This is a genomic window from Lysobacter antibioticus (assembly GCF_001442535.1).
Classification (GTDB): Bacteria; Pseudomonadota; Gammaproteobacteria; order Xanthomonadales; family Xanthomonadaceae; genus Lysobacter; species Lysobacter antibioticus.
In genome coordinates this window covers 4001699-4021610 of record NZ_CP013141.1, presented here as the reverse complement: position 1 = coordinate 4021610, position 19912 = coordinate 4001699, and the positions used below count along the sequence as shown (strand labels likewise).

General features: G+C 66.9%; 19 protein-coding genes. 13 read left to right on the top strand and 6 right to left on the bottom strand.

Features of this window, described 5'->3' with window-relative positions; all coding sequences use genetic code 11:
* The first annotated feature begins 300 nt into the window (after positions 1–300).
* The 3 genes from GLA29479_RS16265 (at position 301) to GLA29479_RS16255 (ending at position 4402) form a co-directional block, all read left to right on the top strand.
* Positions 301–933: a hypothetical protein gene (locus GLA29479_RS16265; protein WP_057972199.1), complete on the top strand. Its 633-nt coding sequence runs from the start codon at positions 301–303 to the stop codon at positions 931–933.
* Positions 930–1826 carry a hydroxymethylglutaryl-CoA lyase gene (locus tag GLA29479_RS16260; RefSeq protein WP_031373344.1) on the top strand — a complete coding sequence of 299 codons (897 nt, stop codon included), beginning with the start codon at positions 930–932 and terminating at the stop codon, positions 1824–1826. The genes GLA29479_RS16265 and GLA29479_RS16260 overlap by 4 nt, the downstream gene beginning before the upstream one ends.
* 80 nt (positions 1827–1906) lie before the next feature.
* Positions 1907–4402: a sensor domain-containing protein gene (locus GLA29479_RS16255; protein WP_248842744.1), complete on the top strand. Its 2496-nt coding sequence runs from the start codon at positions 1907–1909 to the stop codon at positions 4400–4402.
* A gap of 18 nt (positions 4403–4420) precedes the next feature.
* Here the strand turns inward: GLA29479_RS16255 and GLA29479_RS16250 are convergent, their stop codons facing one another.
* Both GLA29479_RS16250 and GLA29479_RS16245 read right to left on the bottom strand, forming a co-directional pair.
* The gene (locus GLA29479_RS16250) at positions 4421–4891 is read right to left on the bottom strand and encodes a DUF4279 domain-containing protein (RefSeq protein ID WP_345775644.1); all 471 of its coding nucleotides are present in this window, start codon (positions 4889–4891) and stop codon (positions 4421–4423) included.
* 57 nt (positions 4892–4948) lie between these two features.
* The gene (locus GLA29479_RS16245) at positions 4949–5323 is read right to left on the bottom strand and encodes a hypothetical protein (protein ID WP_144436557.1); all 375 of its coding nucleotides are present in this window, start codon (positions 5321–5323) and stop codon (positions 4949–4951) included.
* A gap of 297 nt (positions 5324–5620) precedes the next feature.
* Here GLA29479_RS16245 and GLA29479_RS16240 point away from each other — a divergent pair, with 297 nt between their 5' ends.
* From GLA29479_RS16240 to GLA29479_RS16220, 5 genes are all read left to right on the top strand, one after another.
* A complete protein-coding gene (locus GLA29479_RS16240; RefSeq protein ID WP_248842743.1) occupies positions 5621–6145 on the top strand; it encodes a GNAT family N-acetyltransferase in 525 nt (174 codons plus the stop codon).
* Positions 6146–6510: 365 nt separating this feature from the next.
* Entirely contained in the window at positions 6511–7281 is a 771-nt protein-coding gene (locus tag GLA29479_RS16235; RefSeq protein ID WP_057918414.1) for an SDR family NAD(P)-dependent oxidoreductase, read from the top strand.
* A 160-nt stretch (positions 7282–7441) separates the two neighbouring features.
* The gene (gene yeiP, locus GLA29479_RS16230; RefSeq protein ID WP_057918415.1) at positions 7442–8008 is read left to right on the top strand and encodes an elongation factor P-like protein YeiP; all 567 of its coding nucleotides are present in this window, start codon (positions 7442–7444) and stop codon (positions 8006–8008) included.
* Between the two features lie 2 nt (positions 8009–8010).
* Positions 8011–8475 (top strand): GNAT family N-acetyltransferase, encoded by a 465-nt coding sequence (locus GLA29479_RS16225; protein WP_057972195.1) that lies wholly within the window; start codon positions 8011–8013, stop codon positions 8473–8475.
* 512 nt (positions 8476–8987) lie between these two features.
* The gene (locus GLA29479_RS16220; protein ID WP_057972194.1) at positions 8988–11072 is read left to right on the top strand and encodes a phosphocholine-specific phospholipase C; all 2085 of its coding nucleotides are present in this window, start codon (positions 8988–8990) and stop codon (positions 11070–11072) included.
* Positions 11073–12042: 970 nt separating this feature from the next.
* On the opposite strand, the gene GLA29479_RS16215 is transcribed toward GLA29479_RS16220, so the two are convergent.
* Positions 12043–12642, bottom strand: a complete 600-nt coding sequence (locus tag GLA29479_RS16215; protein ID WP_144436556.1) for an NUDIX hydrolase — start codon at positions 12640–12642, stop codon at positions 12043–12045.
* A 184-nt stretch (positions 12643–12826) separates the two neighbouring features.
* On the opposite strand from GLA29479_RS16215, the gene GLA29479_RS16210 reads away from it, so the two are divergent.
* The 5 genes from GLA29479_RS16210 to mtnC all read left to right on the top strand — a co-directional run bounded on the left by GLA29479_RS16210 (position 12827) and on the right by mtnC (position 18130).
* Positions 12827–14305: an amino acid permease gene (locus GLA29479_RS16210; protein WP_057918418.1), complete on the top strand. Its 1479-nt coding sequence runs from the start codon at positions 12827–12829 to the stop codon at positions 14303–14305.
* Between the two features lie 242 nt (positions 14306–14547).
* Entirely contained in the window at positions 14548–15978 is a 1431-nt protein-coding gene (locus GLA29479_RS16205; protein ID WP_057972193.1) for an amino acid permease, read from the top strand.
* A gap of 114 nt (positions 15979–16092) precedes the next feature.
* The gene (locus GLA29479_RS16200) at positions 16093–16731 is read left to right on the top strand and encodes a methylthioribulose 1-phosphate dehydratase (RefSeq protein WP_057918420.1); all 639 of its coding nucleotides are present in this window, start codon (positions 16093–16095) and stop codon (positions 16729–16731) included.
* Complete coding sequence (locus GLA29479_RS16195; protein WP_057972192.1) at positions 16728–17285, top strand: 1,2-dihydroxy-3-keto-5-methylthiopentene dioxygenase; 558 nt, start codon at positions 16728–16730, stop codon at positions 17283–17285. The genes GLA29479_RS16200 and GLA29479_RS16195 overlap by 4 nt, the downstream gene beginning before the upstream one ends.
* Before the next feature lie 149 nt (positions 17286–17434).
* The gene (mtnC, locus tag GLA29479_RS16190) at positions 17435–18130 is read left to right on the top strand and encodes an acireductone synthase (protein WP_057972191.1); all 696 of its coding nucleotides are present in this window, start codon (positions 17435–17437) and stop codon (positions 18128–18130) included.
* Positions 18131–18309: 179 nt separating this feature from the next.
* On the opposite strand, the gene GLA29479_RS16185 is transcribed toward mtnC, so the two are convergent.
* The 3 genes from GLA29479_RS16185 to GLA29479_RS16175 form a co-directional block, all read right to left on the bottom strand.
* Positions 18310–18528, bottom strand: a complete 219-nt coding sequence (locus GLA29479_RS16185) for a hypothetical protein (protein ID WP_057972190.1) — start codon at positions 18526–18528, stop codon at positions 18310–18312.
* Positions 18529–18537: 9 nt separating this feature from the next.
* Complete coding sequence (locus GLA29479_RS25375; RefSeq protein WP_057972189.1) at positions 18538–19005, bottom strand: type II 3-dehydroquinate dehydratase; 468 nt, start codon at positions 19003–19005, stop codon at positions 18538–18540.
* Positions 19006–19331: 326 nt separating this feature from the next.
* Positions 19332–19910 carry a YdeI/OmpD-associated family protein gene (locus GLA29479_RS16175; protein WP_057972188.1) on the bottom strand — a complete coding sequence of 193 codons (579 nt, stop codon included), beginning with the start codon at positions 19908–19910 and terminating at the stop codon, positions 19332–19334.
* Positions 19911–19912: the final 2 nt, after the last annotated feature.

The following is a 19912-nucleotide window of genomic DNA, read 5'->3' as shown; positions in this document are numbered from 1 at the left end:
CTCCGGGACACATCGGCCGGGACGAGCAAAAGCCAATCCCCCTCCCCCTTCCAAAGGGGGAACTGCACCGGTTTTTCCAAAGATGAACTACGGGCATAACCGGAGAACCGGGCCGGCACAGCAAGCAACGGCACGGGCATGGGGCCGCAGCCCGCGGCCGCGACCGGGAAACCGCCCTTGCGATGACGCAACCCAGACTTGCGCTTGAGCTTTGCCGCTTTCCGGGCTCATGATGGCTTTCGCAGCGGAGCTCTCGCGCCCGATCATTCGGTCCTACCGCCCCATGCCCAACGGCCCTCGATGAAAGCGACCCCGCCCGATCGCGCCCAGCCCTCGTCCGCGACCGCGCCGCGCCGGTGCGGCGCGCTGCTCGGCGCCCTGACGGTATCGCTGGGCCTGCTGACCGGCTGCGTCGCCTTCGAGCGCTCGCCGGTGGCCGAACGCAGTTGCGACCCGGAACTGCCCGGCGAGTGGAACCTGCGCGCCGACGGCGTCGCCAAACGCATCCGTATCGACGCGCGCTGCCACACCGAAGACTGGCCGGGCCTGCGCGAGCAACCGGTCGCGCTCGACCTGACCGGTTTCAGGATCGAACGCGATCGCTATATCGTGCTGACCCCGGCCGATGCCGAGCGTGCGATCGGGGCCGAGCACAAGCAACTCAGCAAGACCACGCCGGCCGGCGCCGTATTCCTGGTCCTGTACCGCATCGAAGGCGACCAGGCCAACGCCTGGTTGCCCGACTCGCAACGCGCACTGACGGCGATCGCCGCCGGCAGCTTGCGCGGGCGCAAACTCGAAGACCGCTTCGCCCTGGTCGAGGGCACGTCGCAACAACTGCGCGACACCCTCGAAGAGCACGCAGGTCTGCTCTACGACACCGACAAGAAAGCCATGGTGCTGCAACGCGCCACCGCCAAGGACACACGATGACCCAGCCCGCTTCCGTACGTATCGTCGAAGTCGGTCCGCGCGACGGACTGCAGAACGAGAAGACGCAGATCGCCACCGCCGACAAGATCGCCCTGATCGATCGCCTGTCGGCGACCGGCCTGCGCAGCATCGAAGCGACCAGTTTCGTCAGCCCGAAATGGGTGCCGCAGCTCGCCGACGCCGCCGAGGTCTTCGCCGGCATCCATCGCAAGCCCGGCGTGCACTACCCGGTGCTGGTGCCGAACGAGCAAGGCTACGAACGCGCACGCGCGGTCGGCGTGGAAGAGATCGCGGTGTTCACCGCGGCCTCGGAAGCGTTCAACCGCACCAACATCAACGCCAGCATCGACGAGTCGCTGGCCCGCTTCGAACCGGTGATGGCGCGCGCCAAGGCCGACGGCGTCGCGGTACGCGGCTATGTCTCGACCGTGCTCGGCTGCCCCTACCAAGGCGCGGTGCCGGTCGCCGACGTGGTGCGCGTGGCGCGCGCGCTGCATGCGATGGGCTGCTACGAGGTTTCGCTCGGCGACACCATCGGCGTCGGCACGCCGGGCAAGGCGCGGGCGATGTTCAAGGCGGTGGCCTCGGAGGTGCCGACCGCGGCCTTGGCCGTGCACTTCCACGACACCTATGGCCAGGCCCTGTCGAACATCCTGGCCTGCCTGGAAGAAGGCGTGGCCGTGGTCGACTCGGCGGTCTCCGGCACCGGCGGCTGCCCCTACGCCAAGGGCGCCAGCGGCAACGTCGCCAGCGAAGACGTGGTCTACATGCTGCACGGGCTCGGCATCGAGACCGGCGTCGATCTCGACGCACTGGCCGAAACCGGGCGCTGGTTGGCCGGCCTGCTCGGCCGCGAAACCGGCAGCAAGGTCGGCAAGGCCCTCGCCGCGTGAAGCCCGGCGCGCCCGCGGACGCTCCGCTTCCATCGGCGCAAGCCTCGGTGGCGGACACGCTGGCGGCGCTCGAACGCGCCTTGGACGACCCCGCCCTCGACCAGGGCTTGCGCCGCGTGCTCGGCGATGCCGCCGAGGCTTTGCGCCGTGGCGGCAGCGGACACGAGGCCGCCGGGGCCGATCACGCCTGCCTGTACCGCGCCGCCTTCGATGCGATTCCCGACCTGGTCACCGTGCTCGACGAAGAGGGCACGGTGATCGAGATCAATCGCCACGGCACCCAGGAACACCGGCGCATCCGCGACGAGATCCTCGGCCAGCCGATCCATATCCTCAATCCGGAACTGCCGCGCGATCACCTGATCCCGGTGTGGGAAACGCTCAACCGCGGCCAGAGCTACATCATCGAGGTCACCAACAAACGCGGCGACGGCACCCGCTTTCCGGTGGAGGTGCATTCGGCCGGCTTCATCCACCAGGGCCAGCGCCGCATCATCGCCATCGCCCGCGACCTCAGCAATCGCCAGGAAGCCGAGCTGCGTTTCCGCGAGTTGGTCGAGCTGATCGATCGCGGCGTGATCGTGCAGGACGACAATCTGCGCATCGTCTATGCCAACAGCGCGGCGATGCGCCTGCTGTCGCTGCACAGCGGCGAAAGCATCGCCGACGAACTGCGCTCCGGGCAGTGGATGGTGATCGACGAGCGCGGCCACGAACTCAGCCGGGACCAGTATCCGTCCACTGTCGCCCTGTCGACCGGCCGCATCGTCGAAAGCACCGTGCTCGGCCTGTATCACCGCGACCGCCGCGAACTGATCTGGCTGTCGGTGACCGCGGTGCCGCGCTTCCCGGCCGGCGGCGACCGCCCGCACCAGGTGTTCGCGCTGTTCTCCAACGTCACCGCGCTCAAGCGCGACAGCGCCCTGTTCGACCGCGCCCAGGCGCTGGCGCACATCGGCGGCTGGGAATGGGACTCGGGCCGCGACCGTCTGTACCTGACCGACGAGGCCACCCACATCCTCGGTTACGACACGCCGCTGATCTCGATCGAGGAACTGCTCAACTGCCTGCGCCCGCTCGACCGCCACCGCCTGCGCAACGGACTCGAACGCAGCCTCGGCAACGGCCGCGGCCTGGACCTGGAAGTGCAAGGCCTGCGCCCGGACGGCAGCAGCTTCTGGGTGCGCGTGATCGGCGATGCCGGCACCGGCGAGCCGATCGGCCAGGTCATCACCGGCACCCTGCAGGACATCACCGAACGCAAGCTCGAAGAGGAGCACTTGCGCATCCAGGCGCGCAGCGATCCGCTGACCGGCCTGCTCAACCGCGACGCCGTGCAGGCCGAACTCGAACAACGTCTCGATACCTTCCCGCAGTCGCCGATCGCCGTGCTCTACATCGATCTGGACCGCTTCAAGGTCGTCAACGACGTGCTCGGCCATGCCGCCGGCGACCGCCTGCTGGCCTCGGCGGCGCGACGCATCCGCCAGGCCGTGGGCGAGCGCGCACAGATCGCCCGCTTCGGCGGCGACGAATTCCTGGTGGTCTGCTCGCTCGACGGCGAACCGCAGCGCGCCGAGCGCATCGCCGATTCGATCCTGGAAACCTTCGGCGACAGCTTCCGCGTCGACGGCGAAGAATTCAGCATCACCGCGAGCATCGGCATCGCCCAGTCGCCGCTCGACGGCCGTACCGCCCAGCAGCTGATCCAGAGCGCCGACGTCGCCATGTACGACAGCAAGCGCCGCGGCCGCAACAGCTGGCAGGCCTTCACCCCGGAACTGGCCGAACAACAACTGCACCGCCTGCAACTGGAAACCCATCTGCGGCGCGCCGTGCACAACGACGAATTGCACCTGGTCTATCAACCGCAGGTCGATCTCAGCGACGGCAGCGTGATCGCGGTCGAAGCCCTGATCCGCTGGCGCAACCGCTCGCTCGGCGAGATGCGCCCGGACCGTTTCATCGGCCACGCCGAAACCACCGGCGACATCGTCGGCATCGGCGGCTGGGTGCTGCACGAGGCCTGCCGGCAACTGCGCGAGTGGCGCGACCAGGGCCTGCGCATCGAGCGCGTCGCGGTCAACGTGTCCTATCGCCAGTTCCTCGGCGACGACCTCGCCAACAGCGTCACCGAGGCCCTGTCCGAGTACGGCCTGTCCGGCAGCGCGCTGGAACTGGAATTCACCGAGCGCGTACTGATCGAGGACGCGCCCGACACCGTGCGCACCTTCGCCCGCCTGCGCGAACTCGGCGTGAGCCTGTCGATCGACGATTTCGGCGAAGGCTACAGCGCCCTCAACTACCTGCGCCGGCTGCCGATCCACGGCCTCAAGCTGAGCCAGTTGTTCGTCCAGGGCGTGCCCGACAACCAGTCCGACGTCGCCGTGTGCCAGGCCGTCACCGGCATCGCCCGCAGCCTCGGCCTCGGCCTGGTCGCCGAAGGCATCGAAACCGAACGCCAGCGCGCCTTCCTGCGCGAGCTCGGGGTCGCCATCGGCCAAGGCTTTTTGTTCGCCCCGGGGCTGGCCCCGAACGACCTGCGCGATTACTGCCTCGGCCGGATGCGGAGTTGAGGCGCGACGGAGCGACGCTCAAGGCCTCGCCTCAGCGTCCTCCTCGCAGGGATCATAGATATCCAAAGACAGTTCGATGCCTCTTTGGCATAGCGCAAGCAATGCCTTGGGCGACAGACAGAGGCCGTCGTTGCTGCTGCGCATGAATATGCCGCAAAACAAATCAGGCTCGTAGCGCGCCAGCGATCGCCAGACGCTCGGATCGGCGGACAATTGGTCGAGAATTTCGAACACTTGCGCCTCCAGGTCCTCCGGCTCCCGCTCTGTAGCCCTGAGTCTCCAACTGCCGGTCTTGGCGATCCGCACGCCGCCGGTCACGCGACCCACCAAGGTTTCCCCTTTGCGCTCTGCGGCAGTCGCTTCCGCTCCGAGCAGTGCGCTGATCTGCTCTGGAACCAGATCGTCGCCGAACAGGCGCAACGTCGCGAACGAGTGATCCAAAGCGCCCACCGACTCTCCTTTAATCCGTATCTCGATATGTTCGTGCACGACTAAGACCGCCCAGCGCCACGGCTGCACTGGCCGAGCATCGCTCGCCGCGGCTATTCAACCGAGCCAGCCTTCCTCGGTGAGCAATGCCATGATTTGCGGCAACGTGTACTTTTGCCAGGGGATGGTTCCTTCGGCGTCCTGCGGGCGAAGATACTCGCCACTGTCGAAGGCGTGATACACCCGGAGCACCACGCCGTGCATGTCGGGGCCGACGCAAGCGGCCAGATCATTGATGACACAGTCGGCGTCGGCATAGGACAGCTCGCCTTTGGCGAACTCGCAAGCGACGAAGCGCGCAAAACGATCATGAAACTCTTCCGGCGGCACACCGTGCTGGGTGCAGAACTCGGATACGACCGCCGGAGTGAGCGTGTTATAGGGCGCGCGGGCCACACTCAACGATACCAATGCCCTCAAGCCTTCTTCCATGAAACAGGCCTCTGCCTTTAGCCGCGCACTGCGGCCTCTGGGCAAGCCCCGATGCTTCGGCCGGCGCGGCGGATGAAGCCAATATGTTGCCAGACAGCGGCGACCGTGGCCTATCCAACCTGTGCGGGGTAAATCGAAATGGTTCACCCGGCAGACAAGGCCCGCCGAGCCAGCGCGCATAAACGCAATCCCTGCAGCAACACGGACAAGGGGGCTGTGCCCGCCGCGGGCTCCGCCGCTTCCCTGAGCCCCTCGGCTAGCAGCTCCGCCCGCCGACATCTTCGCAAGCGCCCCGACTTGAGCGAGGATGCAGCCAATCCCGTCGAGAGCTCTACCCGCATGACCTTGCCGCCTGGTGTCGTAGTGCGTCCGATCCTGCCCCGCGACGATGCCGCGCTGGCGGCGATCGCCCGCCAGGTGCAGGCGGAGTTCGGCGCCGGCTCGGTCAGCGACCCGGAAGTGGACGCCATGCAGCGGGTCTACAGCCGGCCGCGCAGCGCGTATTTCGTGGTCGAACGCGACGGCAAACTCGGCGGCGGCGCCGGCATCGCGCCCTTGCTCGGCGGCGACGACGGGGTCTGCGAGTTGCGCAAGTTCTACCTGCTGCCGTCGGTGCGCGGGCTGGGCCTGGGCCAGGCGCTGCTGGACAAATGCCTGCTGACCGCCCGCGGCTTCGGCTACGGCCAGTGCTATGCCGAGATGCTGGACCGGATGAGCGAGGCCCAGCGGTTGCTGCAGGGCAACAGTTTCCAGCTGCTGGAAGCACCGATGGGCTATGGCGAACTGCCCGGCAGCCATACCTGGTATCTGCGCTCGGTTTAGGCCTGCTGCGGCGACGGTAGCCCGCCTTCGCGGGAACGACTTCAAATGGATGGGGGCCAGCCCCTCCAGTTGTCATCCCCGCGAAGGCGGGGATCCAGAGGCTTCAGAGCGACACCTAGGTAAAGCCCTGAGTATTCGGCTCCGCCGAAGTAAAGCCGAGCCCGCCTTCGCGGGAACGACGATAGATGGGCCGCGAGACGCCCCTGCCAGCCGTCGTTCCAGAGAAGCAGGGTGAATGGATGCACCCATCCCTCAACGCCAAGGCGTCTTGTACCCCGCGAGGCCACAGGGACTGCAGCGCCCTGCCCCGACGCCGGCCCGGTTGGTCCTTTAGAATGGCGCCCTTTCCGCCTTCAGGACCGCTCATGCAACTCGACAACGTCCGCGCCGTGATTACCGGCGGCGTTTCCGGCCTCGGCCTGGCCGTGGCCCAGCACCTGGTCGCCCGCGGCGGCAAGGTCGCCCTGTTCGACGTCAACGACGACAAGGGCGCGCAGGCCGTCGCCGAACTGGGCGCCGACAAGGCCCGCTATTTCCGCACCGACGTCACCGACGAAGCCGGCGTGGCCGCCAACCTCGGCGCCGCCAAGGAGTTTCTCGGCGGCCTGAACGCGACGATCAACTGCGCCGGCATCCTCGGCGCCGGCCGCGTGCTCGGCAAGGACGCGCCGATGGCGCTGTCGCAGTTCCAGACCACGGTCATGGTCAACCTGGTGGGCAGCTTCAACGTCGCCAAGGCCGCGGCCAATCTGATGCAGCACAACGAAGCCGGCGACGACGGCGAGCGCGGCGTGATCGTCAACACCGCTTCGGTGGCCGCCTACGAGGGCCAGATCGGCCAGGCCGCGTACTCGGCCTCGAAGGCCGGCGTGGTCGGCATGACCCTGCCGATGGCGCGCGAGTTCTCGCGCTTCGGCATCCGCGTCATGACCGTCGCCCCAGGCATCTTCTGGACGCCGATGGTCGACGGCATGCCCGACTCGGTGCAGCAGTCGCTCAGCGCTTCGATCCCGTTCCCCTCGCGCCTGGGCCGTCCGGAGGAGTTCGCCGACCTGGTTGCCTACATTCTCGGCAACCGCTATCTCAACGGCGAAACCATCCGCCTCGACGGCGCGACACGGTTGGCGCCGAAGTAAGCCGGGAATCGGGAATGGAGAATCGGGAATCGCAAAGCGGTTCCCTCTCTAGTTTCCGTTCGCTGGCTTCCGCTCTCACGATTCCCCATTCCCCATTCCCGATTCCCGATTCCCCATTCCCCATTCCCCATTCCCCATTCCCCATTCCCGGCCCAAAACCATGAAAGCCTACGACGTAAAAAAAGGTAACGTAATCGAGCACAACAACACCGTGTACCAGGTGCGCGACATCGAACGCAGCTCGCCGCAGGGCCGCGGCGGCAACGTCAAGTTCCGCTTCACCATGTACTCGGTTCCGGGCGGCACCAAGTTCGACCTGAGCGTCGGCGGCGACGACGAGCTCAAGGAAGTCGAACTGACCCGCCGCCAGGTCACCTATTCGTACAAGGACGGCGACGCCTTCGTGTTCCTCGACGACGAGGACTACACGCCGTACACGCTCGATGCCGACGTGGTCGGCGACGACGCCGGCTACATCGTCGACGACCTCAGCGGCTGCTACGTGCAGATCATCGACGATCAGCCGGTGGCGCTGCAGTTGCCCGCCAGCGTTGCTCTGGAAGTGATCGAGACCCCGCCGGAACTCAAGGGCGGCACCGCGACCAAGCGTCCGAAGCCGGCCAAGCTGCAGACCGGCATCGAGATCATGGTTCCGGAATACATCGGCAACGGCGAACGCGTGCTGGTCAACACCGCCACTGGCGAGTTCGCCGGCCGCGCCGACTGATCGTGGCGCAAGCGTCCGACTATCGTTTCGCAGCGGCGACCGACGCGGATCTTCCGCGTCTGTTGCCGGTGCTGCGCGAGTTTTACGAAGTCGAACACCTGCCCTGGAACGAGGCCGCGCTGCGTCGCGCACTCGCGACGCTGGTGGCCGATGCGAGCGCCGGCCACCTGCGTTTGATCCAATGCGATGGCGAAATCGCCGGCTATTTCGTCTTGGGTTTCTGTTTCAGCCTCGAATTCGGCGGCCGCTACGGCCTGCTCGACGAGTTGTTCGTGCTGCCCGCGCACCGCGGCGGCGGCCTGGCCAAGCGGGCGTTGGCCGAGATCGAAGCGCTATGCCGGGCCGAGGGCCTCGACGCGTTGCGGCTCGAGGTCAACGACGACAATGCCCATGCGCGCGGCATTTACGAACGCGCCGGCTACGCGGCGCATCCGCGCCGACTGATGACCAAGTGGTTGCACGACTGAACAGTCCCTAGCGCAGATCCGGTGCAGGAAGCCAAAGGCTCTACGGAGTAGGAGCGGCGCGAGCCGCGACCGCGACAACGCAACTGCGACGAAACATCCCTTGAGACGTGGGTCGCGACTTACCTCGCTCCTACAGGAAGCCACCGACTTCAACGGGTAGGAGCGGCGCGAGCCGCGACCGCGAAACCCCGGCCGCGACGAAACCCTCCACGCACCGTGGGTCGCGGCTTATGACCGAAAGAAGTCCAGCAGGACATCGCTCCCACCCTTGGATCGCCGGCTTTTGCAAATGCGGCGCGAACCGCGAAAGCGAAAGCAAGCCTCAACGAATCTTTCGGTTGATGCGATCTCTGCCCGCGCTCACATAAATCGCCGCCCGATCGCAGGCCCGCGCTTGCGAAAACGTGACCCCGCCCGCTGGCGCGACGCTGCCACGAACCTGCAATCTGTAGCGCTCAGGCTTATCTTTTCCTGCGGCTATACGCCGCCACGCCCAGCACCGGAGCCAGGCCTTGACCGCATCCACCCGTCGCGACTTCCTCAAACTCGCCGGCGCCTCCGCCGCGCTGGGCCTGCTGCCTCCCTCGATCCGCGCCGCCCTGGCCACGCCGGCCGCGCGCGTCAGCGGCACGATCCAGGACGTGCAGCACGTGGTGATCCTGATGCAGGAAAACCGCTCCTTCGATCACTACCTCGGCGCGCTGCGCGGGGTGCGCGGCTTCGACGATCCGCGCCCGATTCCGCTGCCCGGCGGCAAGACGGTCTGGCAGCAGCCGAAGTCGACGACCAACGCGCAGGCAGTGCTGCCGTTCCATCTCGACACCCGCAACACCGCCGCGCATTGCATGGCCGACATCGACCACAGTTGGAAGGGCTCGCACACGCGCTGGAAGGACTACAACGCCTGGGTCGCGACCAAGGGCCCGATGTGCATGGGCCACTTCACCCGCGAGGACCTGCCGTTCTACTACGCGCTGGCCGATGCGTTCACGGTGTGCGACGCCTATTACTGCTCGCACCACGGCCCGACCAATCCGAACCGCATGCATCTGTTCGCCGGCACCAGCGGCATGACCGTCGGCGATTTCGGCCCGCAAGCGGTCAACAACGCCGACGACGGCAACTGGACCGCCGACATGGCGCTGGACAAACCGACCTTCGTCGGCCATCGCTGGACGACGTATGCCGAGCGCCTGCAGAACGCCGGCATCGCCTGGCGCGTGTACCAGGAACACGACAACTACGGCGACAACTCGCTCCCCTACTTCGCCAACTTCCGCAAGCTCGATCGCCAGTCCGAACTGTACAAGCGCGGCCGCGCCTGGGCGCCGGGTTCGACCGCCGAGAACGCCAAGGCCTCGCGCGGCGAATACCTGATCGCCGATTTCGCCAAGGACGTGCGCGAAGGCACCTTGCCGGCGGTGTCGTGGATCGTGCCGCCATACATCATGAGCGAGCACCCGGAAGCCACCCCGGCCTACGGCGAGTCGCTGACCGCGCGCCTGCTCGAAGCCCTGGTCGCCAATCCCGAGGTCTGGTCCAAGACCGTCTTCATCATCAACTACGACGAGAACGGCGGCTTCTTCGACCACGTGCCGCCGCCGCTGCCGGCGATCACCTCCAGCCTCGGCAAGAGCACCGTCGACACCGCAACCGAGAACTACAACGGCGTGCCGGTCGGCCTGGGCGTGCGCGTGCCGATGTTCGTGATCTCGCCGTGGAGCAAGGGCGGCTGGGTCAATTCGCAGGTGTTCGACCACACCTCGGTGCTGCGCTTCCTGGAGGCGCGCTTCGGCATCGCCGAGCCGAACATCAGCGCCTGGCGGCGCACGGTGGCCGGCGACCTCAGTACCGCCTTCGACTTCGCCAATCCGAATGCGCAGTGGCCGGCCCTGCCCGACACCGACGGCGCCATGTCCGGCGCCGATGCCAGTTGCAAACTGGCGACGCCTAAGCCGCCCGCGCAAGCGCGGATGCCGCGCCAGGAGCGCGGCCAGCGGCCCGCGCGCGCGCTGCCGTACGAGTTACGCGTCGACGGCCGCATCGAAGCGAGCAGCGGACGTTACTGGCTGGACTTCGGCAACGACGGCGTCGCCGGCGCTTGCTACAACGTGTACGCCGGCAATCGCAGCGACGGCCCGTGGTATTACACGCTCGACCCGGGCACGCAGTTGTCGGACTACTGGAGCGCCAAGCAGTACACCAAGGGCATCTACGACCTTTCGGCCTATGGCCCGAACGGTTTCCTGCGCGTGTTCCGCGGCGACCTGCTCAAGGCGACTGCGGCGCAGGGCGCGGACCCGGAAGTTTCGGTCCGCCACGACGCGATCGGCGAGATGCTGACGCTCGAATTCGTCAATCGCGGCCGCGCCGCCTGCCGTCTGAGCCTGCGCGCGAACCGTTACAGCGACGCACCGGCGCGCCATTACGATCTGGCGCCGGGTGCGACCCTGCGCGACCACTGGCCGCTCGCCACGAGCAAGCGCTGGTACGACTTCAGCATCACCTCCGATTCGGATGCCGGTTGGCTGCGCCGCATCGCCGGGCATGCCGAAAACGGCACGGCAGGCGTGAGCGATCCGGCGATCGGGGTTTGAGTCTGCGTTTCGCGTCCTGAGGCCGCTGTCCTTAGAGGCGCGGGGGCGAGACCGGCTGCAATTCCCAGTTACGGCGCTACCCGACCCTCACGGTCGCGGCTTGCGCCGCTCCTACCCGGTGGAGCGGCGCTGTTTCTGGGTAGGAGCGACGCAAGTCGCGACCGCGGGACGCGCAGAGGTAACAAGGCCGTCGTCATTCGTCGAAGCGACGTGCTTTCGCCAGGGTAGGAGCGGCGCAAGCCGCGACATCGTTGTGACGGTCTTGCGGCGCATCGCTTAAACGAGCCAGATCAAGATGAAGATCAAACCCAAAGCTTCCGCCACTAAAGCGGCGGGTTACTTTCTTTTGTCATAAGCAACAAAAGAAAGGTAACCAAAGAAGAATGCTTTTTCTTTGAATCACAAGCCCGCACGAGCGATGCATTCGCAGGGATCTACATACGGGACATCCCTGTCCCGATGAAAAACGGCGCGCATCCCTGCGCGCCGCCCTGCGGGTCTTCGGTTACCTTCGCGAGTGCGCGGCGGCGCACAGCCAATGCCAATGCCGAAGCCGAAGCCGAAGCCGAAGCCGAAGGCAGCAATAGGGACCAGAGTACGGCGCCGTCATCCTCTGTAGGAGCGGCGTGAGCCGCGACCGCGGGACGCGCGGAAACAACAATGCCGATGCCATCCGTCGAAGCGGCGTGCTTTCGCCGGGGTAGGAGCGGCGCAAGCCGCGACCGCGAATCTGCGGGTGCCGGCGCGGGTGATCGAGTGCTACGCGGTCGCGACTTGCGTCGCTCCTACCCCGCGAGATTTCACGGCTTCGATCGGGGACGTCGGCAATGCAACCTCTACCCGTCCCTTGGTCGCGGCTTACGCCGCTCCTACAGCGGCGGGTACGGTCAAAGGCGACGCCTCGCGGATGCGGCCGCCCAGTTCTGTATCGGCCGGCGCCGCCGGGGGGGGGGCCATGGCGGCGACGATCTCAGCCACGCTCCAACCACTTGCGCGCCATGCGCCGCATCGACTCGTCGCTGCCCGGGTCGTCGAGCAATTCGGCGATCTCGCGCCAGGCCAGGTCCAGCGATTCCTCGCTGATCACGTAGTCCTCGTTGTCGCTCGCGCGCACGACGTAACGCAGGTCGTAGTGCCAATGCCCCGGCACGTCGCGGCGTTCCGGGATCCAATGCCGGTCCAGATCGAACAGCCCGGGCTCGAGGCTGAGCCCGGTCAGGCCGGACTCCTCCTCGGCTTCGCGCAGGGCCACCTGGGCCAGGTCGCGGTCGCCGTCGGCATGGCCGCCGAGCTGCAGCCAGCGCTCCAGCTTGCGGTGGTGGGTCAGCAAAACCCGGCGCCCGGGGCGGTCGATCAGCCACGCACCGCCGGTGAAATGGCCGGCCAGGCGCTCGCGCTCGAAGGGGTCGCCCGGCGCCAGGGCGCCGTCCGGGGCGGTGCCGCGGCCCTGGGCCTCGTCGAGCAAGGCTAGAAACGCCAGCGTATGTTCGGCTTCCTGCGGCCAACGTCGGCCATATTCGATGAGATTGGAACGCAGATCTTCGATGGCGTCGGAATGTTTCGCAGGCATGCGGAGTGGACACTGGGCGCGCGACCGGGGGCGCGATTATGCGGGCAAAGGCCGTGACCGTGTGCGCTTGCCGCCCATTTCCACCCTGGGTTAAGGTGGCCCGCCGCTCCACTGAGGGAGGCGGTCATCGTCGTCGCCAGAACGACGGGTAGAGATCACTTCTTACGAGAGAGAGGGGAGTTCGATGTCGAGAGGCCTGTTCATCACCAAACCGGTGGCGCCGTCCGGCCACGTGGATGCCGGCGAGCCCGTAGAGGGCAGCCTCGAAGGCGAGGCAACGCTGAAGCGATCGTTGACCGCCACCCAACTGGTGATGCTAGGCATCGGCGCCGTGATCGGCGCCGGCATCTTCGTCCTCTCCGGTCACGCCGCGGCCGAACACGCCGGCCCGGCCATCGTGCTCAGCTTCATCGTCGCCGGATTCGCCTGCGCCCTCGCCGGCCTGTGCTACGCCGAGTTCTCGGCGATGATGCCGGTCTCCGGCAGCGCCTATTCGTATTCCTACGCCACCCTGGGCGAATTCGTCGCCTGGTTCATCGGCTGGAACCTGGTCCTCGAATACCTGTTCGCAGCCTCGACCGTCGCGGTCGGCTGGTCGGGCTATCTCAACAGCCTGCTGACCACCTTCGGCATGGGCCTGCCGGCCTCGCTCGCGGCCGCGCCGCTCAACGTCGTCGACGGCAGCATCGTCTACACCGGCGGCCTGATCAATCTGCCGGCAGTGGCGATCGTCGCCGCGCTCAGCGGCCTGTGCTACGTCGGCATCACCCAGTCGGCCTTCATCAACTCGATCATCGTCGCGATCAAGGTCGTGGTGATCACCCTGTTCGTGGTCTTCGCCGCCAAGTACATCAATCCCGACAACTGGGTGCCGTTCATCCCGGAAAGCCAGGGCCCCGGCAAGTACGGCTACGACGGCATCATCCGCGGCGCCTCGGTGGTGTTCTTCGCCTATATCGGTTTCGACGCGGTCTCCACCGCCGCCGGCGAAGCCAAGAACCCGCAGCGCGACATGCCGATCGGCATCCTCGGCTCGCTGGTCATCTGCACCATCATCTACATCATCGTGTCCGGCGTGCTGACCGGCCTGCTGCCCTACCACATGCTGAGCACCCCCAAGCCGGTCGCGACCGCGCTGGAAGCCTACCCGGCACTGGGCTGGCTCAAGCTCGCCGTCGAGATCGGCGCCATCGCCGGCCTGAGCTCGGTGATCCTGGTCATGCTGATGGGCCAGCCGCGCATCTTCTACTCGATGGCGAAGGACGGCCTGCTGCCGAAGTTCTTCGCCAAGGTGCATCCGAAGTTCCAGACACCCTACGTCGGCACCATCATCGTCGGCGCGTTCGCCTGTCTGCTGGCCGGCTTCCTGCCGATCGGCCTGCTCGGCGAGCTGGTGTCGATGGGCACCCTGCTGGCCTTCGCGACCGTCTGCGTCGGCGTGCTGATCCTGCGCAGCACCCGCCCGGACCTGCCGCGCCCGTTCCGGGTGCCGCTGGCCGTGGTGGTCTGCCCGCTCGGCGCGGTCGCCTGCCTGTACCTGTTCTGGAAGCCGTTCTCCGAGCATTGGCACCTGATGACCGGCTGGACCGCGATCGGCATGCTGATCTACTTCGGCTACGGCTACCGCAACAGCAAGCTGCGCAAGGCCGCCAACGCCGCCTGACCCGCACGCAGTCATCGAGGCCGGCGGAACTTCCGCCGGCCTTTTTCCTTTCACGTAACGCGCATCGCACCAGCGATCGGATTCGAGTCACCAGGCCCGGCGGCGTTTGATCGCCATCCCCGCGAAGGCGGGGATCCAGCGACTTCAAAGGTTCTCGCAGACAAGGCCCTGGATTCCCGCGTGCGCGGGAACGACGAGCGGAAGGTCGCTGCACGGCCGCAAGCAGCACCAGGAAGAAACACATGCTGGGACAACTCTGGGCGACCAAACATCCGCATGCCGCCCATACCGACGCCGAAGGCCTGAGCCTGCATCGCACGCTCGGGCCCTGGGGCCTGACCGCGCTCGGCATCGGCGCGGTGATCGGCGGCGGCATCTTCGTGATCACCGGCAAGGCCGCGGCCGAACACGCCGGCCCGGCGATCATGCTGTCGTTCGTGCTCGCCGCGATCTGCTGCACCTTCTGCGCCCTGGCCTATGCCGAGTTCGCGGCGATGGTGCCGGTCTCGGGCAGCGCCTACACCTACACCTACGCCACCCTGGGCGAGCTCGCGGCCTGGTTCATCGGCTGGATGCTGATATTGGAATACGGTGTGTCCGCGTCGGCGGTCGCGGTCAGTTGGACCGGCTATTTCCTCAGTCTATTGGAACATTTCGACATCACCCTGCCCGCCGCGCTGGTGCAGGCGCCGCTCGACGCCAAGCTGCGTCCGACCGGCGCGATCGCCAACCTGCCGGCGGCGGCGATCGTGCTGCTGCTGACCTGGCTGTGCTACGTCGGCATCCGCAAATCCTCGGCCATGAACATGGCGATGGTGTTGCTGAAGTCGGGCCTGATCATCCTGGTGATCGTGGTCGGCTGGAAGTACGTCGACCCGACCCTGTGGCAGCCGTTCATTCCCGAATCGCAGGGGCCCGGCAAATACGGCTGGGAAGGCGTGCTGCGCGGCGCCTCCATGGTCTTCTTCGCCTACATCGGCTTCGAGGCGGTGTCGGTGGCCGCGCAGGAATCGCACAAGCCGCAGAAGGACATGCCGATCGGCATGCTGGCCTCGCTGGCGATCTGCACCGTGCTCTACATCGGCATGGCCGCGGTCATGACCGGCCTGGCGCCGTACAACCTGCTCGGCACCGACGAGCCGGTGGTCACCGCCATCGCCGGCCATCCGGAGCTGAACTGGCTGCGCCTGGTGGTCGAGATCGGCGCCCTGGTCGGCCTGTCCTCGGTGGTGCTGGTGATGATCATCGGCCAGCCGCGCATCTTCATGATCATGGCCCGCGACGGCCTGCTGCCGCCGGTGTTCACCAAGATCCACCCCAAGTACCGCACCCCGCACGTCAACACGGTGATTACCGGTATCGGCATCGCCCTGCTCGCCGCGCTGTTCCCGCTCGACATCCTCGGCGACATGACCTCGATGGGCACCCTGATCGCCTTCGCCTCGGTCTGCGCCGGCGTGCTGATCCTGCGCCGCACCCAGCCGGATCTGCCGCGCCCGTTCCGGATCCCGTTCGCCTGGGCGATCTGCCTGGCCGGCATCATCAGCTGCCTGGTGCTGCTGTCGACCATGACCGCGCATAACTGGATGCTGATGGGGGTCTGGACCGGCATCGGTTTCGCCATCTACTTCGCCTACAGCTTCCGCCACAGCCGGATGCGCAAGAGCAGCTGAACGGCCGACCCAGAGACCCATCGCGGCCCCGCGGCAACGCTGTGTTGCCGCCAGGGCCGGCAATCCCACGGCGACCGGAGCGATCCGGTCGCCGTTTGTTTGTAAACTGCGACCATGAACAGCTCTCTGCCCTACGACCCCCAACGCCTGTCGCACTGTGCCGGCGAGATCATCGTCAACGTGCGCGAACTGGCGCTGCGCGGCTGGACCCCGGCCACGAGCAGCAACTTTTCCAGCCGCATCGACGCCCAGCACGTCGCCATCACCGTCTCCGGCCGCGACAAGGGCCGCCTGACCGAAGGCGACATCATGGTGGTCGACCTCGATGGCCAGCCGGTCGCGACCAGCCACCGTCCCTCGGCCGAGACCCTGCTGCACACCCAGTTGTACAAGCGCTATCCGCAGGTCGGCTGCGTCCTGCACACGCATTCGCAGACCCAGACCGTGGCCTCGCGCCTGTACGCCGGCATCGGCCACGTCCACCTGGAAGGCTACGAGCTGCTCAAGGCCTTTTCCGGCACCACCACCCACGAAACCGCCCTGGACCTGCCGGTGTATCCGAACACCCAGGACATGCCGACCCTGGCCGCCCAGGTCGACGCCACCCTCGACAGCCAGCCAATGTGGGGCTATCTGATCGACGGCCACGGCCTGTATGCCTGGGGCCGCGACATGGCCGAAGCCCGGCGCCATCTGGAGGCGTTCGAATTCCTGCTGGGATGCGAACTGGAACTGAGGAGGCTGCAGCGATGAGTCGCCTGCGCATTTTCGTCGAGGACCAACCCGACACCCCGCAACTGAGCACCTCCGACCAGGGCGAGATCGCGCGCGAGCTCGCCAAAATCGGCGTCGGCTTCGAGCAATGGCAGGCCGCGCAGCCGGTCAAGCCGGGCGATTCGCCCGAGACCATCATGGCCGCCTACCGCAGCGACATCGACCGCATCGTCGCCGAGCGCGGCTTCAAGACCGTCGACGTGGTCAGCATCGCCCCGGACAACCCGCAGCGCGACACCATGCGCAGCAAGTTCCTCGACGAGCATTACCACAAGGAAGACGAAGTGCGTTTCTTCGTCGCCGGCTCGGGCTTGTTCACTCTGCATGTCGAGCCGAAGGTCTACGAGATCAAGTGCGAACAGGGCGACCTGATCTCGGTGCCCGACAGCACCCTGCACTGGTTCGACATGGGCCCGCAGCCGAGCTTCGTCGCGATCCGCTTCTTCACCGAGCCGGACGGCTGGGTCGGCTATTTCACCGGCACTGATCTGGCGCAGCAGTTTCCGCGCTACGAGAAGGGCCAGGCGGGTTGAGACGAGGAGTGAGCGCAGAGGAGTGAGGAGTGAGCGGGTTGCGCTCGGACCTGATTCGCCTCGCTCGTTCGTCGCCGCCCGCTGGCGCTCATGCCGCGCCGTAATTCTCAACACCCCTTATTCACTTCTCTCCGCTCACGACTAGCCCTATGCCCATCCGCGCCATCCTCACCGACATCGAAGGCACCACCAGCAGCATTTCCTTCGTCAAGGACGTGCTGTTCCCGTACGCGCGCCGCGCCCTGCCGGGCTTCGTCGCCGCACGCGGGCGCGAGCCGGCGGTGCGCAAATGGCTGGATGCGGTCGCGCTGGAAAACGGCGGCGTGTGCCAGGACTCGGTCGTGGTCGAAGTGCTGCAGGGCTGGATCGACCAGGACCGCAAGCACACCGCGCTCAAGGCCCTGCAGGGCATGATCTGGGCCGACGGCTACAAGAGCGCCGACTTCACCTCGCACATGTACCCGGACGCCGCACCGGCGCTGCGCCAGTGGAAGGACCAGGGCCAACGCCTGTACGTCTATTCCTCCGGCAGCGTGCCGGCGCAGCGTCTGTTGTTCGGCCACAGCGACGCCGGCGACCTGACCGAGTTGTTCTCGGGCTGGTTCGACACCGAAGTCGGCGGCAAGCGCGAGCGCGACAGTTATGCGCGCATCGCCGAATCGATCGGGCTGCCCGCGCGCGAGATCCTGTTCCTGTCCGACGTGGTCGAAGAACTCGACGCCGCGCGCGAGGCCGGCCTGGCCACGGTGCTGATCGACCGCCTCGACGACTATCCGCAACCGCGCGAAGGCGAAGCCACCCACGGCCACACCCGCGCGGTGTCGTTCGCGCAGGTCGAGGTCTGACGACAGGTGACGGTTTCGCCGTCGCTTGAATCGCGGGTCGCGGCTCGCGCCGCTCCTACCCCTTGCGATGCCGCTCCTGGGTAAGAGCGCCGCAAGCCGCGACCGCAAACCGACCACAACGGTCGAATCCACGGCCGCTCGCCACAGCGACACGCTGCGATGACCGCAATTCCCGATCGCTACAACCGGCTCAGATGCCGGATCCGCACTTCATCGCGCTCCACGCCGCGTTCGCTGGCGACCTGGCTGCGGATACGCTCGACCAATTCGGCCGGGTCGAAACCTTCCGCATCCGGCGGCGCGTAATCCAGGGTGGTCTCGCCGCGGATGCAGAAACGGCCGCCGACCAGGATCTCGTAATCGGCGAAATAGAAATGATGCTCCGACGCTGAGCTCATGAGCGTGGCTCAGGTGCCGACGTGAATGTCGTTGCCGCTTTCGGCGCAGCCCAGGTGCTCCAGGGCGATCGACAGGGCCAAGGTATAGCTTTGCGCGGCGTAACCGTGGACCAGGCGCAGACGCGGACCGCATTGCGGCACGATCGACGGCTCCAGGGCGTGCATGTCATCGTCGTGGACCTCGATGTACGGCATCGGCAACCGCGCCAGCGCGTCGCGCAAGGCCCCGCTCGCCGGCAGGCAGGCGCCGGGGTCGAGCAACAGCAGCTCGGTATTCGCTGCGCGCATCGCCTGCAGGCATTCGACCAACTCGTCTTCGCTGCGGCAGCTGCGCAGCGCGAGCGCCTTGCCGGCGATGGCGGCGCGCTCGACCAGGGTCGCGCGCACCGCGCCGGCCAGAGCCGGAGCCATCGGATCAACCTCGGACACACCGCCTTGCGGGCCGCGCAGGATCAGGATCGACACGTCGGTACTCACGGCGCACTCGGAGCGGCGCGCCTGCGAAGCACTGTAGAAACGACAGGCGTAAAGACGCCATTCGCTGCGCGGGGTGGAGCGTAAAACCGGCGTCAATTCGCGACGGGCTCGCGGCGTACGGATCGGTGGTTCATAGGTCGGCGAAGCTTGCGTCGCAGCGGATGGTTCGCGGTCGCGGCTCGCGCCGCTCCTACCCCTTTGCTGCGCTGCTCTTGGGTAGGAGCGGCGCGAGCCGCGACCACGCAGCTGCAAGATCGCGGCGAAACGCATGCGCAGATGCGCTCCATGCGCGAACACCATCGCCAACGGCGCGACGCGCGCGCCCATCACCCGTGAATCTTTTCCCCGCGCGCCAGCATCGCCACCAACTTCTCGATCCGGCTCGCGCGCGTCTCCGGCTTCTTCGCCGTCTGCACGCGCCACAGCACCGCGTAGCGATTGGTCTTGTCGAGCTGCTCGAAGAACGTGCCCGCCTTGGGCTGCCTGGCCAGCGCCTTGGCCAGGTCCTCGGGCACCTCGATCTTGCTGGCCGAATCGTAGGCCGCGTCCCAGCGGCCGTCGGCCTTGGCCGCCTCGACCTCGCGCAACCCGCCGGCCGCCATGCGCCCTTCGGCGATCAGGCGCTCGGCCTTGCCGATGTTGATCTTCGACCACAGGCCTTTGGGCCGGCGCGGGCTGAAGCGCTGCAGGAAGAAGCAGGCGTCGAAGCTGCGCTTGAGCCCGTCGATCCAGCCGTGGCACAGGGCCACGTCGAGCGCCTGTTCGTAGTTCACCGTGACCACGTCCTGGCCTTTCTTGGCGATCTTCAGCCAGACGCCGGTCGCCTCGGGATGGGCGAGCAACCATTGCTCGAAGGCGGCAGCGTCGTCGAAGACGATGATGGGCGATTCGTCGAGTGCGGCCATGG